This window comes from Bosea sp. 685 (assembly GCF_031884435.1).
Taxonomy (GTDB): Bacteria; Pseudomonadota; Alphaproteobacteria; order Rhizobiales; family Beijerinckiaceae; genus Allobosea.
In genome coordinates this window covers 4,623,899-4,639,680 of record NZ_CP134779.1, presented here as the reverse complement: position 1 = coordinate 4,639,680, position 15,782 = coordinate 4,623,899, and the positions used below count along the sequence as shown (strand labels likewise).

16 protein-coding genes are annotated in these 15,782 nt (G+C 64.5%); 9 read left to right on the top strand and 7 right to left on the bottom strand.

Annotated features, from left to right (window positions below; translation table 11 throughout):
* Positions 1–84: 84 nt before the first annotated feature.
* On the top strand, positions 85–969 hold the full coding sequence (locus RMR04_RS22905) for a LysR family transcriptional regulator (RefSeq protein WP_311910760.1): 885 nt from the start codon (positions 85–87) through the stop codon (positions 967–969).
* A gap of 161 nt (positions 970–1,130) precedes the next feature.
* Here the strand turns inward: RMR04_RS22905 and RMR04_RS22900 are convergent, their stop codons facing one another.
* Positions 1,131–2,144 carry an amino acid ABC transporter substrate-binding protein gene (locus tag RMR04_RS22900; RefSeq protein WP_311910758.1) on the bottom strand — a complete coding sequence of 338 codons (1,014 nt, stop codon included), beginning with the start codon at positions 2,142–2,144 and terminating at the stop codon, positions 1,131–1,133.
* A gap of 291 nt (positions 2,145–2,435) precedes the next feature.
* Here RMR04_RS22900 and rpmI point away from each other — a divergent pair, with 291 nt between their 5' ends.
* The 3 genes from rpmI to RMR04_RS22885 all read left to right on the top strand — a co-directional run bounded on the left by rpmI (position 2,436) and on the right by RMR04_RS22885 (position 4,509).
* On the top strand, positions 2,436–2,636 hold the full coding sequence (rpmI, locus tag RMR04_RS22895; protein ID WP_066609790.1) for a 50S ribosomal protein L35: 201 nt from the start codon (positions 2,436–2,438) through the stop codon (positions 2,634–2,636).
* A 28-nt stretch (positions 2,637–2,664) separates the two neighbouring features.
* Positions 2,665–3,054, top strand: coding sequence for a 50S ribosomal protein L20 (gene rplT / locus RMR04_RS22890; RefSeq protein WP_069690216.1), 390 nt, complete (start codon positions 2,665–2,667; stop codon positions 3,052–3,054).
* Between the two features lie 225 nt (positions 3,055–3,279).
* A complete protein-coding gene (locus tag RMR04_RS22885) occupies positions 3,280–4,509 on the top strand; it encodes a M20/M25/M40 family metallo-hydrolase (RefSeq protein WP_311910756.1) in 1,230 nt (409 codons plus the stop codon).
* Between the two features lie 311 nt (positions 4,510–4,820).
* Here the strand turns inward: RMR04_RS22885 and RMR04_RS22880 are convergent, their stop codons facing one another.
* The 5 genes from RMR04_RS22880 to RMR04_RS22860 all read right to left on the bottom strand — a co-directional run bounded on the left by RMR04_RS22880 (position 4,821) and on the right by RMR04_RS22860 (position 8,031).
* Complete coding sequence (locus RMR04_RS22880; protein ID WP_311910755.1) at positions 4,821–5,012, bottom strand: hypothetical protein; 192 nt, start codon at positions 5,010–5,012, stop codon at positions 4,821–4,823.
* A gap of 616 nt (positions 5,013–5,628) precedes the next feature.
* Complete coding sequence (locus tag RMR04_RS22875; protein ID WP_311910754.1) at positions 5,629–6,390, bottom strand: LOG family protein; 762 nt, start codon at positions 6,388–6,390, stop codon at positions 5,629–5,631.
* 55 nt (positions 6,391–6,445) lie between these two features.
* Positions 6,446–7,054, bottom strand: a complete 609-nt coding sequence (locus RMR04_RS22870) for an SCO family protein (RefSeq protein WP_311910753.1) — start codon at positions 7,052–7,054, stop codon at positions 6,446–6,448.
* Positions 7,055–7,065: 11 nt separating this feature from the next.
* Positions 7,066–7,590, bottom strand: coding sequence for a hypothetical protein (locus tag RMR04_RS22865; RefSeq protein ID WP_311910752.1), 525 nt, complete (start codon positions 7,588–7,590; stop codon positions 7,066–7,068).
* A gap of 3 nt (positions 7,591–7,593) precedes the next feature.
* Positions 7,594–8,031, bottom strand: a complete 438-nt coding sequence (locus RMR04_RS22860; protein ID WP_311910751.1) for a hypothetical protein — start codon at positions 8,029–8,031, stop codon at positions 7,594–7,596.
* A gap of 128 nt (positions 8,032–8,159) precedes the next feature.
* Between RMR04_RS22860 and pheS the strand changes: the two genes are divergently transcribed.
* From pheS to pheT, 3 genes are read left to right on the top strand one after another with little or no spacing between them, the layout of a single operon-like run.
* Positions 8,160–9,242: a phenylalanine--tRNA ligase subunit alpha gene (gene pheS / locus RMR04_RS22855; RefSeq protein ID WP_311910750.1), complete on the top strand. Its 1,083-nt coding sequence runs from the start codon at positions 8,160–8,162 to the stop codon at positions 9,240–9,242.
* Positions 9,243–9,270: 28 nt separating this feature from the next.
* A complete protein-coding gene (locus RMR04_RS22850; protein ID WP_311910749.1) occupies positions 9,271–10,458 on the top strand; it encodes a ceramide glucosyltransferase in 1,188 nt (395 codons plus the stop codon).
* A complete protein-coding gene (pheT, locus tag RMR04_RS22845) occupies positions 10,455–12,878 on the top strand; it encodes a phenylalanine--tRNA ligase subunit beta (RefSeq protein ID WP_311910748.1) in 2,424 nt (807 codons plus the stop codon). Before RMR04_RS22850 ends, pheT begins: the two co-directional genes overlap by 4 nt.
* A gap of 77 nt (positions 12,879–12,955) precedes the next feature.
* Here the strand turns inward: pheT and RMR04_RS22840 are convergent, their stop codons facing one another.
* Entirely contained in the window at positions 12,956–13,531 is a 576-nt protein-coding gene (locus RMR04_RS22840; RefSeq protein WP_311910747.1) for a hypothetical protein, read from the bottom strand.
* A gap of 138 nt (positions 13,532–13,669) precedes the next feature.
* Here RMR04_RS22840 and RMR04_RS22835 point away from each other — a divergent pair, with 138 nt between their 5' ends.
* The gene (locus RMR04_RS22835) at positions 13,670–14,581 is read left to right on the top strand and encodes an alpha/beta fold hydrolase (RefSeq protein WP_311910746.1); all 912 of its coding nucleotides are present in this window, start codon (positions 13,670–13,672) and stop codon (positions 14,579–14,581) included.
* Between the two features lie 19 nt (positions 14,582–14,600).
* On the top strand, positions 14,601–15,680 hold the full coding sequence (locus RMR04_RS22830; RefSeq protein ID WP_311910745.1) for a tartrate dehydrogenase: 1,080 nt from the start codon (positions 14,601–14,603) through the stop codon (positions 15,678–15,680).
* The last annotated feature ends 102 nt before the right edge of the window (positions 15,681–15,782 follow it).

Here is a 15,782-nt window from a genome sequence, read left to right as displayed (position 1 = left end):
TGCTGTGATGAGGGTTAGATAGCGCCGCTGGCGCCGTTCGATAATCGGCTTGAGTTCGCACGGCTTGATCGATTAAATAGAGCAATGAGCCGCAGTCATCTTTCGCAATTGGCCGTTCTGGCGGCGGTTGCCCGCAATGGCGGCTTTCGCGACGCGGCGAAGGAGCTCGGCATCGCCCCCTCCGCCGTCAGCCATGCGGTATCGGCGCTGGAGGCCGGCCTGGGCGTTCGCTTGCTGGCGCGCAGCACGCGTAGCGTCGCGCCGACGGAGGCCGGTGCGCAATTGCTCGAACGCCTGCGCCCGGCGCTCTCCGAGATCGATCTGGCGCTGGAGGCGGTGGTTGCATCCCGAGACGAGCCCGCCGGCAATCTCCGGCTGACCGTGCCGCGCACGGCGGCCCATACCGTGCTGGAGCCGAAGCTTGGCGCCTTCGCCGCCGCCTTTCCCGCGATCGTGCTGGAGATCGTGATCGAGGACCGGTTTTCCGACGTCGTCGAGGGCGGTTTCGACGCGGGCATCAGGCTCGGCGAAAGCCTGCAGCGCGATATGATCGCCGTTCGCATCGGGCCTTCTATGCGGGGGGCGGCGGTCGCTGCGCCGTCCTATTTCGAAGGCAGGCCCCGGCCGGAGCGGCCGCAGGACCTGTCCGCTCATCGCTGCATCCGCTTCCGCTTCTCCAGCGGCGTGATCTATCGCTGGGAGTTCGAGAAGGAGGGCGTCGCCATCGAGCCGCCGGTCGAGGGGCCTTTGATCCTGGGTGAGGATCGCCTGATCGCGCAGGCCGCCATCGATGGCGCCGGCATCGCCTTCCTGTTCGAGGAGTATGTCCGCGATGCGCTTGCCGATGGCCGGCTGGTGCGTGTGCTGGAGGATTGGTGCCCGCCTTTCGACGGCTTCCACATCTACTATCCCAGCCGCCGCCAGATGCGGCCGGCGCTCAGGGCTTTCATCGACTTCTTTCGGGTCTAGAGCCGCTGAGAGAGACCTCTGTTCGAGATTCTCTCAGCCCTCATCCTTCGAGACGCCGCTTCGCGGCTCCTCGGGATGAAGGCTCGAATGATCAAGCGGCCACTGAAGCGCAGAAGGGGCGGGGCGATGCCGGATCTCCCCACCCCCTTGTCATGCTGCTGTCAGCGGATCGGCGGTGCGAATTGCAGCCCGCCTTGGGTCCACAGCTTGTTGGCGCCGCGCGGCAGCGGGTTGTTGGTGTTGGCTCCGAAGTTCCGTTCGAAGCTCTCGCCGTAATTGCCGACGGCCTTGATGATCCGCACGACCCAGTCGTTGCTGAGGCCGAGCGACTCGCCGAACTTGCCCTCGGCGCCGAGCAGGCGGCGGATCTCGGGGTTCGTCGAGGTCTTCACCATCTCGTCGACATTGGCCTTGGTGACGCCGAATTCCTCCGCGTTGATCAGTGCGAACACGGTCCAGCGCACGAGATCGAACCAGGCCGCGTCGCTCTTGCGGACCCAGGGGCCGAGCGGCTCCTTGGAGATGACCTGCTGCAGCAGGATATGCTCCTCGGGGGCCTTGAGCTTGCTGCGCGTGCCGGCGAGCGAGGAGAGGTCGGTGGTGTAGGCGTCGCAGCGGCCGGCCTCATAGGCCTGCACGGTGTCTTCGAGCGTCGCGAAGGCGACGGTCTCGAACTTGATGCCGTTGGTCCGGCTGTAATCGGCGAGGTTGAGCTCTGTCGTCGTGCCCTGTGCGACGCAGATCGAGGCGCCGTCGAGCTCCTTGACGCTGTTCACATTGAGCTTCTTGCGGACGATGAAGCCTTGGCCGTCGTAATAGTTGACCGCGGTGAAGCTGACGCCCTGGCCGATATCGCGACCGAGGGTCCAGGTCGTCGTGCGCGCCAGCACGTCGATCTCGCCGCTCTGCAACGCCACCAGCCGGTTCTTGCTCGACAGAGAAAGATACGAGGCCTTGTCGGGATCGTTGAAGATCGCAGCCGAGAGAGCGCGGCAGATATCGGTATCGAAGCCCTGCCAGATCCCTTTCGAATCCTGCAGGGAGAAACCGGGCACACCCTCGCTGGTGCCGCAGATGATCTGGCCGCGCTGCTTGATCTTGTCGAGCGTCGACTGAGCGAGGGCAGGGGCGCTGGCCACCGCGCTCAGGACGATGCCGGCCAGGAATCCGGCCATTGAAATTCGCATGATGTTTCCTCTCTGGTAGAGTGGGCTTCTTAGCGAGCCGTATGAGACGTTGTCGTGACGTGTTGACGCGCCTTTCACGGATATCGTCAAGCGGCTTGTCGCGGAGCCCACGACCCGCCCTTGCCACGCCCGCCCTTTTCTGTCATACGCGCGGCCTTCGATCGCCCGGCTGATAAGGGCTGCCGTGGCGGTCGATCTTTGCTTCCCCAAGAGCACTTCTTGAACGAGCAAAACTGAAAGCGGCGCAATTCGCGCGTCCGCGACCAATGAGGAGCTGAAATGCCCAAGATCAAGACGAAGTCGAGCGCCAAGAAGCGCTTCAAGATCACCGGAACCGGCAAGGTGCTCTACGCCCAGGCCGGAAAGCGTCACGGGATGATCAAGCGGACCAACAAGCAGCTCCGCAATCACCGGGGTACGAACGTTCTTTTCGAGGGCGACGCCGCCAACGTGAAGAAATACTTCCTCCCCAACGGCTGACGCCCCCTAACCTTCCGGAGATCATCACATGGCTCGCGTGAAACGGGGCGTAACGTCCCATGCCAAGCACAAGAAGACACTCAAGGCCGCCAAGGGCTTCTATGGCCGCCGCAAGAATACGATCCGCGCCGCCAAGGCGGCCGTCGATCGCTCGATGCAGTACGCCTATCGCGACCGCAAGAACCGGAAGCGCTCGTTCCGCGCGCTCTGGATCCAGCGTCTGAACGCTGCGGTGCGTGAGCACGGCCTGGTCTACTCGATGTTCATCAACGGCCTGACCAAGGCCGGCATCGAGCTTGACCGCAAGACCCTCTCGGCCATGGCGATCGACGATGCGGCCTCGTTCACGGCCGTCGTCGAGCAGGTCAAGGCCGCTCTGGCCGCCGAGCCCAACGCCGGCGAGCGCAAGGCCGCTTGAGCGGTTTTGCCTGACTGATTTGGAAAAGGCCGGCAGCGATGCCGGCCTTTTCTTTGTCTCGGTATGCGCGCTCGCTCCATCGGTGATGTGCGCTGCGGACTTCAATGTTCGCGACGAACCCTTGCGCTGCCAGTAAGCCTTGCGCTGCCAAGACCCCTTGCGCTGCATTGGGGCTGACGGCACAGCTTGCGCCTGAGCGAAGGCCACCGACCGCATGATGGGGAAATGCCAGTGCAGCGCGACCACGCCTCCGAAATCGCCGCGATCACCAGCCACCCGACATTCAAGGCGGCGGTCGAAAAGCTCGACGCCGAGCACGACCGCACCGTGGCCGACATCATCACGCTGACCGAGATTCCGTCCCCACCCTTCAAGGAGGAGAGGCGCGCCGCCGCTTATCTCGAGATGCTGCGCGCACATGGTCTCGAGGATGTGGAGCAGGACGAGATCGGCAATGTCATGGGCGTCAGGCGCGGCACCGGCAATGGTGGCTTGATCGTGGTCGCCGCGCATCTCGACACGGTCTTCCCGGAAGGAACCGACGTCACCGTGCGCCGCGAGGGCACGAAACTCTATGCACCGGGCGTTGGCGACGACACCCGCAGCCTTGCCGTGCTTTTGGCCTTCATCCGCGCGATGGACGCTGCCGGCATCAGGACCCGCAACGATATTCTGTTCGTCGGCGATGTCGGCGAGGAAGGGCTCGGTGACCTGCGTGGCGTGCGCCATCTCTTCGCCAAGGGTCGGTATCGCGACCAGATTGAAGCCTTCATAACCGTCGACAGTCCGCAGGTGGACAACATCGTGGTCGGCGGCGTCGGTTCGAAACGCTATTCCGTCCGGTTCAAAGGGCCGGGCGGACACAGCTTCAAGGCGTTCGGGATCGTGAACCCGATTTATGCCATGGCGCAGGCGATCGTCGAACTCGGCCGCATCGAGGTGCCGGAAACACCTTGCACCACATTCTGTGCCTCCATCGTCGGCGGCGGTACCTCGGTGAACGCGATCCCCGAGGAGGCGTGGGTCGACATCGACCTTCGATCGGAATCGGCCGAGCAGCTTGCCAGGCTGGATGCACGCTGGCGCGAGATCGTGGCCGCAGCAGTCGAGCAGGAGAACGCGATCCGTTCGACCAGCGAGGGCCCCATCACCGTCGAGATCAGGACGCTGGGCGATCGTCCTGCCGGCAATACGGCCATGGACGCCGATATCGTCCAATTCGCGACTGCGGCCATGAAGGCGCAGGGCTTTGTGCCCACGCACGAGGCGTCCTCGACCGACGCGAATATTCCGATGAGCCTCGGTATCCCCGCGATCAAGATCGGTTCGGGCGGCACCGGCGGCAGGGCGCATTCTCTCGCCGAGTGGATCGATGTCGAGAAGACCGCCAGCGTATCCGGCATGACGGCCAGCCTTACCGCCATCCTTGCCGTGGCTGGCTTCGTCGGCGCATAAACGGTCTTATCGGCCGGTGGTGCTCATTGCTTCCGACCGATGCTGGCCGATTTCCGCTCTGGGCCAAAAGCGGAGGCTGCGAGAATGTGCCTCCGAGATACCCTGATGGCAGACAAATCCCAAGCCGTCAGGGTGATCTGACGCGATGTGCAACCACTTTTCTGATTGCGGTTGCTGGCACAAGCCTTTCTGCCAGCCGTGTTGGGAAGCCGTATAGCGGAAGTTGAGATGACCGAGTTGGGTCGTTTGCGGTCATGCCCTGCCTCCCTCCAAAAGCTGGGGGTTACTCGGCAGGGGCGGCATCAATTTATTCATTCCCGCCACAAATATCCGATCGCAAAGAATGCTGCTGGCAAGCCGACAAGCGCGCCTACTGCAAAACCGCTGATGAACGAAAACTCGTCAATGTGGTGGAAGAGGAAACTGGCGGTAAACGCGCCGCCGACGCTGCAAGTAAGCCAAACTGCGAAGAAAAGCGGTATAGTGACTAGAGCCTTGATCACGAATTCCCCAATGGTAGCGCCACTGCACTCCGCCAAGAGCGCGCATTGTAGCGGAGCTTGTCAGCGGTGAAAGCTGCCATCTAGGCCCCCAAAGCCGGAACGACTGATATGGGGGGCGGCATTGAACTCGAGTTTATCAGCTCGGGAATCGCTGCTCACATGCTCTGACGAAATTAGCGATCAGCCGCGGTTCTCTAGCGGCTAACTCGATCAGGTCATCAATATGCTTCTGCATATAATTTTCAGCGTCTTGCTTGCTTCGGCCCCGTCTAGCGAACTCCGCTTGAGCTACTAGTTCAAGTTTTTTGGCTCTCTCGCTGAATTTTGTCGCCTCGCTAACGTTCGCAGCGTCAGAGTTGGCGCGACCGATGATCCCGAAAACTGCACCGCATTGAAAGGGATAATCATCGGGCCGAAGCCCATCGGTTTGCACATCTGCCCGGCAAGCAGTCGCCGTCGCGACTATGCAGACTACGATACGAACCAGTCTCATAGGTCCTCCACAGGGATCGACGCTATAATGCAGTTGGGCACGCAAGTCCCCAACGGGTCGGAACTGGCCCCCAAACTGACCGACTACCGAATGACGGCGGTGCATCGCGACGAATCGCGCGCCTTACGTCTGCACGCTGTCCTTTGCAGCCGGTTCCCAGGCGTCGCCGGCACCAGTGACGATGCGGGCATAGGCCTCGTCGGGCGTGTCGGCATAGGTAAACAGCGAGAGATCCTCGGGGCGGATGAAGCCGGCCTCGCGTAGCGTGTCGAGGTTGAGCAGGCTTTTCCAGAAGGCGCTGTCATAGAGCACGATCGGCACCGGCGGCATCTTGCCGGTCTGGACCAGCGTCATCACCTCGAACAATTCGTCGAGCGTGCCGAAGCCGCCAGGGAAGGCGACGAGCGCGGCTGCCCGCATGGCGAAATGCATCTTGCGCATCGCGAAATAATGGAAGCGGAAGGTCAGGTCCGGCGTCGACCAGGCATTCGGCTCCTGCTCATGCGGCAAGGTGATGTTGAGGCCGATCGAGAGCGCCCCGGCCTCCGTCGCGCCGCGATTGGCCGCCTCCATGATGCCCGGCCCGCCGCCGGTGGCGATGACATGCCGGTGCTCATTGCCGGCCTGCGCCAGCGCGCCGCCACGTTCCGAGGCGATCCGCGCGAAAGCCCGCGCCGCCTCGTACCAGGGATTGCCCTCCCGCACCCGCGCCGAGCCGAAGACGACGATGGTCGAGGCGATGCCGCGCGCCCGCAGGTTGTCCTCGGCCTTCTGGTATTCGAGCATGAAACGCGCCCCGCGCGTGGAATCACCGAGGATGAAGTCGGGGTCGAGCGCAGCGAGGCGGAAGCTGGGTGAGGTCTTCTGGGCGGTGTTGTCGGCCATGGCATCGGTCCTGTTGGGTATGCCCTGCATAGCCACGCAGACGCGGCCTGTCGCCTCAGGCGAGATATTTCCGCAGGATCGCGGCCAGCCGCTCGGCGCCCGAATTATGCGGCAGCAACGTCACGAAGCGCCCGTCCGGCCCCATCAGATAGGTCAGCGAGCCATGATCGACCGCATATTCGCCCGCGCCATGGTGAGGCTGTGTCAGCTTGCGGCGATGCACCTTGTAGGCTTTGGCCGTTGCCGCGATCTCCGCTTCGCTGCCGGTGAGCCCGATCAGGCGCGGGTGGAAGGCGGCGACATAGGTCGCCATGACCGGCGGCGTATCGTTGCCGGGGTCGACCGTGATGAAGAGCGGCACGAGCTTGTCCGCGAGCGGGCCGACCGCATCGAGTGCCTGCGCGATGACCGGCAGATCAACCGGACAGGTATCGGTACAGCGTGTGAAGCCAAAATAGATCAGCATGAAGCGGCCACGAAAATCGCCGTCGCTGACGCGCCTGCCCGTGTGATCGGTGAGGGTGAAAGCTCCGCCGAACTGCGCCGTGAGCCGATCATGCTGGAGGCTGCCCTGTTGGCTGGCCTGATCCTGCGCGACAGCCCGTCCTGTGGCGAAAGCGGCGAGGCCGGCCAGCACGCCCCTGCGCGCGATCATGTCGGTCATCGCGGGAGGCCTCAGGGCTTTGGCTTGGGCGCCAGGCCCTTGATGCCGAGCGGGCCGTCCTCGGCGATGATCCGGTTCGCTTCCGGATCGGCACGCCACCACTCTTCGGCCTTGCCGTGCTGCGTCTCCCAGTCCGCCTTGAAGCGCTCGGCCGGGATGAAGGATCCAGCCGCATCGGTCCTGATGCCCTGCACGAAGAACAGGGTTATGGCCGGGTTCTCGATCAGGAGCCCGTCGGCCTCGATCTCCTTGCCGCAGAAGCCGATCAGATCGGGGATTGATCCGGCGAAATCGATGTTCGACTTGGCCACGAGCCGGAACGTGCCATCCGCCAGCAGCAGGCCGAGCTGCCGCTTGCCGCCGCCGCAATCGGGCGCGCAGCGACCCTTGAGCGGGCACAGCGCGTCGACGACGCGTCCCTTCAGGACGACGGCCTTCTCATGCGGGATATTCCAGGCTTCGGCGGCCAGGGAGGAGCCGGCGCTGGTCACTGTAAAAATCATCAGCGCGAGGCGTATCGTGGAGAGAGCCTTCATCGCTCAGTTCCCGAACGGCTGGATGCCGTATTCCTCATGCGTCATGGTGATGACGCCCTTGTCATCGGCGATGCGGTCGACCAGCAGGTATTTCACGCCGTCGCGCTCGAGCAGTTCGCCGTCGACGGCAACCTCATGCGTCGCCATCCGCGCGATGCGGGGGTTGGCGGCGTTGTCCTCGTCGTCGCCGATCTTCAGGATCAGATAGAGTTCGCCCTTGGCGTCGCGGATGCTGACCGGGATGCCGCCAAGCGCGCACCAGACCGCGCATTGGTGATGAGCCGTGCCCTTGGCGAACATCAGCCCGCTGATCGTGCACCAGGTGTCGCTGATCTCGCCGGTGACGGTGACGCGCCTGCCGTCCTGCGCCGCCGCCGGCACCGCCAGGCCAACGAGCGAACTCACGACCAAGGCCGCCCGCCATTGAGACATGATTGTCATGCGGCTGCCCTCATCGAGGTGAAACGGTCCGGATTTGCCGCCGTAGCGATGCTTTGCCAGCATGATTGCCTCTAGCCTCGCCGCTGGCGACACCCTAGAAGATGCCTCGCAAATGGACCAGAGCAGGCATGAACGAGATCGATAACTTAGGCGTGAGCCTCCTTGCCGACATCGCCGGCGCGCAGGACGAGACCGCCCTGGAGCAGGTCAGGATCGCGGCGCTGGGCAAGGCCGGCTCGATCTCGGCGCTGCTCAAGACGCTGGGCGCGATGACGCCCGAGGAGCGCAAGGACAAGGGGCCGCTGATCAACGGCCTGCGCGACAAGGTGCAAGGCGCGCTCTCCGCCCGCAAGGAGGCGCTGGGCGAGGCTGCGCTCGACGCCAGGCTCGCCTCCGAGACTGTTGACATCACCTTGCCGGTCCGCGAGGGGCCCGAGGCGCGCGGCCGCATCCACCCGATCAGCCAGGTCATCGACGAGATCACCGCGATCTTCGGCGATATGGGCTTCTCGGTTGCGGAAGGTCCGGATGTCGAGACCGACGACCTCAACTTCACCAGGCTGAACTTCCCCGTCGGCCATCCCGCCCGCGAGATGCACGACACCTTCTTCTTCGCGCCCGACGCCAATGGCGAGCGCAAGCTGCTGCGCACTCATACCTCGCCGGTCCAGGTCCGCACCATGATGGCGCAGGAGCCGCCGATCCGGGTGATCTGCCCCGGTCGCACCTACCGGATGGATTCCGACCAGACCCACACCCCGATGTTCCATCAGGTCGAGGGGCTCGTCATCGACAAAAAGGCCCATATGGGCCACATGAAATGGGTGCTTGAGGAGTTCTGCAAGGCGTTCTTCGAGATCGACAACGTCAAGATGCGCTTCCGCCCCTCCTTCTTCCCCTTCACCGAGCCCTCAGTCGAGGTCGATATCCAATGCTCGCGCAAGGGCGGCGAGATCCGCTTCGGCGAGGGCGAGGACTGGCTCGAGATTCTCGGCTGCGGCATGGTCCACCCCAACGTCCTGAAGAATTGCGGGCTCGATCCGGATGTCTACCAGGGCTTCGCCTGGGGCATGGGCATCGATCGTATCGCCATGCTGAAATACGGCATGCCGGATCTGCGCCCCTTCTTCGAGGCGGACCTGCGCTGGCTCGCCCATTACGGCTTCCGGCCGCTCGACCTGCCGACCTTGACGGGTGGGCTGTCGTCGTGAGCGCGCAGCGGCATCAGGGGAGGTTGCGGTGAGCCTGGCGGCATCAGCTGGCCTGTTCGCGGCGCTCGCCGTCGCGATCAACCTGCTTTGCCAGGCGATCGCCTTCGTGCGTCTGCGCCGCAAGGATGCCGGCTGCGCCTTGCTCGACGCGCAGCCCCCGGTGACGGTCGTGCGCCCGGTGCGCGGCATCGAGGCCTTCAGCAGGGAGACGGCGACGTCTGGCCTCCTGCTCGACTATCCCCGCTATCAGACGATCTTCTGCGTCGCCGATGCCGATGATCCGATCGTGCCGCTGATCGAGGAATTGATCGGGCGCTTCGGCGCGGAGCGCGTCAGCCTGATCACCGGCGATGTCGCCGTCAGCGCCAATCCCAAGCTCAACAACTGCGTCAAGGGCTGGGAAGCGGCGACGACCGAATGGGTCATCCTGGCCGATTCCAATGTGCTGATGCCGAGGGACTATATCCAGCGCATGCTGGCCTCATGGCGCCCCGACACCGGGCTCGTCTGCTCGACGCCGGCGGGCTCGCGTCCGCAGGGCTTCTGGGCCGAGCTCGAATGCGCCTTCCTCAACACCTTCCAGGCGCGCTGGCAATATGCCGGCGAGGCGCTCGGCTTCGGCTTTGCGCAGGGCAAGTCGATGCTCTGGAACAAGCCCTTCCTCGACGCCAATGGCGGCATCGCCGTGCTGGGCGAGGAAATTGCCGAGGATGCGGCCGCCACCAAGCTGGTGCGCCGGGCCGGCAAGCATGTCCATCTCGTCGGCCAGCCCTTCGAGCAGCCCTTGGGCCAGCGCTCCTTGTATGACGTCGTGCAGCGGCAGTTCCGCTGGGCGCGTCTGCGCCGGGTGACGTTCCTGCCCTTCTTCGCGCCCGAGATCCTGTCCGGCCCGCTGCTGCCGGCGCTGTGCGCGGCTTTCGCGGCACTGGCCTACGGATATCCCGCATGGCTTGGCCCCGCTCTCGTGCTGCTGCCCTGGTATGTGGCGGAGATGGCGCTGGCCTATGGCGTCGGCTGGTATCTCTCCTGGCGCATGCCGCTGGCGCTGCTGCTGCGGGATCTGATCTTTCCCGGCGTCTGGGCCTATGCCTTCGTCGCCGGAGAAGTGAGCTGGCGCGGCAATTCCATGAAGATCCGGACGGATGGGGAAGACCAGCTCAACGCTGCGTCGCCCACGATGTCCCATGCCAATCTGAGAAGTGACGGACACTCATGAAGTTCACTCTGTCCTGGTTGAAGGACCATCTCGACACCACGGATTCGCTCGACACCGTCACCGAGACGCTGACCCGCGTCGGGCTCGAGGTCGAGGCGGTCGAGGACAAGGCGAAGGCTCTCCAGGCCTTCACCATCGCCTATGTGATCGAGGCCAAGCAGCACCCGAATGCCGACCGGCTGCGCGTCTGCATGGTCGACACCGGCGGGGCTGAGCCTGTGCAGGTCGTCTGCGGCGCGCCGAATGCCCGCACCGGCATGAAGAGCGTGTTCTCACCGCCCGGGACCTACATCCCCGGCAAGGACATCACGCTTGGCAAGGGCGTCATTCGCGGCGTCGAGTCGAACGGCATGCTCTGCTCGGCCGCCGAGTTGCAGCTCTCCGAGGATCATGACGGCATCCTCGACTTGCCGCAGGATGCGCCGGTCGGCCAGCCCTATGCCGCCTATGCCGGGTTCGACGATGCCGTGATCGAGATCGCGGTGACGCCCAACCGCGCCGATGCGCTCGGCGTCGCCGGCGTCGCGCGCGACCTCGCCGCCGCCGGGCTCGGTGGCCTCAAGACGCCGCAGATCCTGCCCGTGCGCGGGGCCTTTCCCTGCCCGGTCAAGGTGACGCTCGATTTCGCCGAGGCGGATAAGGGCCTCTGCCCGGTCTTCGCCTTGCGGCTGGTGCGCGGCGTCAAGAACGGGCCTTCGCCGGACTGGCTGCAGGCGAGGCTGCGCGCCATCGGCCTCAGGCCGATCAACGCACTGGTCGACATCACCAATTTCATGACCTTCGACCGCAACCGGCCGCTCCACGTCTTCGACGCCGCCAAGGTCAAGGGCGATCTCACGGTGCGCCGGGCCAGGGACGGCGAGACGATCCTGGCGCTCGACGGCAAGAGCTACACGCTGACCGGCGAGCAGGTCGTCATCGCCGATGAGCACGGCGTCGAGTCGCTTGCCGGCATCATGGGCGGCGAGGCCTCCGGCTGCGGCGAGACCACCACCGATGTGCTGGTCGAGAGCGCGCTCTGGGACCCGCTCAACATCGCCCGCTCCGGCCGCGCGCTCGGCATCAACTCCGATGCGCGCTATCGCTTCGAGCGCGGCGTCGATCCCGATTTCACCCGTCCGGGCCTCGATCTCGCCACCGCGATGATCCTCGATCTCTGCGGCGGCGAAGCCTCCGAGATGGTCTTCGAGGGCGATCTGCCCGAGAGCGCCCATGCCATCGATTTCCCCTGGTCCGAGGTCAAGCGCCTGACCGGGCTCGATCTGCCGCAGATCGAGATGAAGGTCGCGCTGACCTCGCTCGGCTTCCACGTCTCGGGCGCCGGCGAGCGCGTCAAGGTCGCCGCTCCGTCCTGGCGTGGCGATGTCGCTGGAAAGGCCGATCTCGTCGAGGAGATCGTGCGCATCGCGGGCCTCGACCGCGTTGTCTCGACGCCATTGCCGCGCATCAAGGGCGAGGTGGTGAAGCCCGTTCTCACCGTGCTGCAGAAGCGCACCCGCGCCGCCAAGCGCCTGCTCGCCAGCCGCGGTCTCGTCGAGGCGGTGACCTGGTCCTTCATCTCGCATGACGCCGCGACTTTGTTCGGCGGCGGCGCGCGCCAGCTTGTGCTCGCCAATCCGATCGCGGCCGATCTCTCCGATATGCGCCCCTCGCTGCTGCCGGGGTTGATCCGGGCTGGCCAGCTCAACGCCGATCGCGGCCTTGGCGACGTCGCGCTGTTCGAGGTCGGGCAGGTCTTCAAGGATGACACGCCTGAGGGGCAGTTCATCGCCGCAGCCGGGCTGCGCCGGGGCACGGCGAGGCTCGAAGGCGTCGGCCGCCATTGGGACGGCGCCGCCAAGCCCGTCGATGTCTTCGACGCCAAGGCCGATCTCATGGGCCTGCTGACAGGGCTCGGTGTCCCGGTTGGCGGCCTGCAGATCGTCACTGGTGGTCCTGCCTGGGCGCATCCCGGCCGTTCGGCCACGCTCCAGTTCGGCCCCAAGGGCGTCATCGGCGCCTTCGGCGAGGTGCATCCCAAGGTGCTGAAGGCGCTCGACGTCAAGGGGCCGCTCGTCGCCTTCGAGATCCATCTCGATGCGCTGCCGCTGCCGAAATACAAGCCGACCAAGGTCAAGCCGAAGCTGGCGCTCTCGGGCTTCCAGCCGGTGACGCGCGATTTCGCCTTCATCGTCGAAAAGACGATCGCGGCCGGCGAGATGATGAAGACCGCGCAGAACGCCGACCGGGCCTTGATCGCCGATGTCGTGGTTTTCGACCTCTATGAAGGGCAAGGCGTGGAGGCCGGCAAGAAGTCGGTTGCGCTGGCTGTAACCCTGCAGCCGGTCGACAAGACGTTGACCGAGGCCGAGATCGAGGCGGTCGGCGCCAAGATCGTCGCCGAGATGGCCAAGCGCTATGGGGCGGCGCTGCGGGGGTAGGGCGCAGAGCCGTCAATCCAGCTTATGGGGGGAGAAGCGGCCTTTTCTCTTCCCGCCGCAGGCGGGGGTAGGAGCGTTCAGGCAACTATGCCGGTGGCGCCCGACGGCAATGGTAACCAGACTTCCTCGCCGGAGCGCTCTGCCGACCAGCTGTATCGGCCATCCTTGCGATAGGCGAAGGTGTAGCTGGACCGGTGCTGCAGCCACCATTGTTCGTCGAGGTCTTCGTCCTCGTAGGGCCACGTCTCCAGCACGGCGCCGAGGTCGAAGGCAAAGCGGGATGTCCCCTTGAGGGGATCGACGCTGATAGACAACAGGCGTTGCCCGTCGAGTTCGCGTGCAGCGGAGCCGATCCGCTTGCTTGTCGATTCCGAATGCGCGGCTTCGCGACCGCGCACGATGCACCGCCAGTTGCAGCAATAAATCCACAACCACCACTCGCCGATTGGCTTGACGGTACGGCGGCGGCGCCACGCGACGATCTTTGCGCTCGCGGCCTCCTTCGTCTCGATTGGCTCGCGAATATACAGAGATGGATTGCCGAACTCGAAGGTGAGCATGCTGCCTTGGCCCTTTTGCACGCTCCACGCCGGCAATCCCAGCACCGGCGCGAACACGCTCTGAACCGGATCATTCTCGTCGATGAGGGACACCTGACCGTTCATGAGGGCTGCTGGATTCTCACATTGTCGATCATGCGGTTATTGATCGTGATTGTGTAATAATCCATCGACGTAATCGCACGGGATTCAGGGTAATCGCTCCCGATTGTTTCACCTTAACAGCGCCGAATGACCGTCACCGAAATTCCCGTCCAGGACAGCCTCTTCCCCGGCTTCCGCCTGCTCGATGTCGCGACATCGGGCGCGCGCATCCGTGTCCGGACGGGCGGGGAGGGGCCGCCGCTCCTGCTGCTCCATGGCTATCCGCAGACGCATGCGCTCTGGCACAAGCTCGCCGCGCGCTTGCGCGACCGCTTCACTTTGGTCTGCGCCGATCTGCGCGGCTATGGCGACAGCGACAAGCCGGCGAGCGATGCCGAGCATTTCTCCTATTCCAAGCGCGCCATGGCGCTCGACATGGCGCAGGTCATGACGGCGCTCGGGCATCAGCGCTTCTTCGTCGGCGCGCATGATCGCGGCGCGCGCGTCGCCCATCGCCTGGCGCTCGACCATGCCGAGCGCGTCACCAAGCTCGCGACGCTGGACATCGCGCCGACCCGCGAGATGTATGTCAACACCAGCGACGCCTTCGCGCGGGCCTATTGGCACTGGTTCTTCCTGATCCAGCCTGCGCCATTCCCGGAGCGGATGATCGGGGCCGATCCCGAGGCCTATTGGCGCAAGAAATGCGGCTCCGGCTCGGCCGGGCTGACGCCCTTCGTGCCCGAGGCTTTGGCGCATTACCTGCGCTGCTTCAGCGATCCGCAGACCATTCATGCGAGTTGCGAGGATTATCGCGCCGCCGCCACCATCGACATCCGCCATGACGATGAGGATGGCGATCGCAAGCTGACCCAACCCTTGCTCGCGCTATGGGGCGACAACGGCATCATCGGCAAATGTTTCGAGCCGCTTGCGCTGTGGCGGCAGCGCGCCGAGAACGTCCAAGGCCGTGCCTTGCCAGGCGGGCATTATCTGGCGGAGGAGATTCCCGATCTCGTCGCCGCCGAATTCACGGCCTTCTTTGGAGAAAACCCATGAGCTTGTTTGGACAAAAACTATGAGTGGGACCAATCGCGTCTATCGTATCGCCGTCATCGCCGGGGACGGCATCGGCAAGGAAGTCATGCCCGAGGGCCTGCGCGTGCTCGAGGCGGCTTCCAAGAAATACGGCTTCGAATTGCGCTTCGACGAGTTCGACTTCTCGTCCTGCGATTATTACGAGAAGCACGGCAAGATGCTTCCCGACGACTGGAAGGACAAGATCGGCGGCCATGACGCGATCTATTTCGGCGCGGTCGGCATGCCGGCGCAGGTCCCCGACCACATCTCGCTCTGGGGCTCGCTGCTGCTCTTCCGGCGCGAATTCGACCAGTATGTGAACCTGCGCCCGGTGCGTCTGATGCCGGGCGTTCCCGGTCCGCTCGTCGGCCGCAAGCCCGGCGATATCGACTTCTTCGTCGTGCGCGAAAACACCGAGGGCGAATACTCCTCGGTCGGCGGCAAGATGTTCGCCGGCACCGAGCGCGAGATCGTCATGCAGGAGACGGTGATGAGCCGTGTCGGCGTCGACCGCGTGCTGAAATACGCCTTCGAACTGGCGATGCGCCGTCCGCGCAAGAAGCTGACCTCGGCGACCAAGTCGAACGGCATCTCGATCACCATGCCGTATTGGGACGAGCGGGTGAAGGAGATGGCCAAGAACTATCCCGGCGTCGCCGTCGACCAGTACCATATCGACATCCTGACCGCGCATTTCGTGCTGAATCCCGACCGCTTCGACGTGGTCGTGGCTTCGAACCTGTTCGGCGACATCCTCTCGGATCTGGGTCCGGCCTGCACCGGCACGATCGGCATCGCGCCGTCGGGCAACATCAATCCGACCGGCGATCATCCCTCGCTGTTCGAGCCGGTCCATGGCTCGGCGCCCGACATCGCGGGTAAGGGCATCGCCAACCCGATCGGCCAGATCTGGTCGGGCGCGATGATGCTGGATCATCTCGGCGAGACCGAAGCCGCCAAGGGCATCGAGGCTGCGATCGAGCGCGCGCTTGGCGACGCCCGCACCCGCACCCGCGATCTCGGCGGCACGCTGGGGACGGAAGCCGCGGGCAAGGCTGTTGAGCAGGCGCTCGGCTAAAAGCCGGGCAGGCCGGATACGGAGGCGCGATAAGCGCCGCTGGATTGACTGAAGCGTTTTCGAGCGAAGTGAACTGCGGTTCGCCTGAAGAAAACGCGTTGA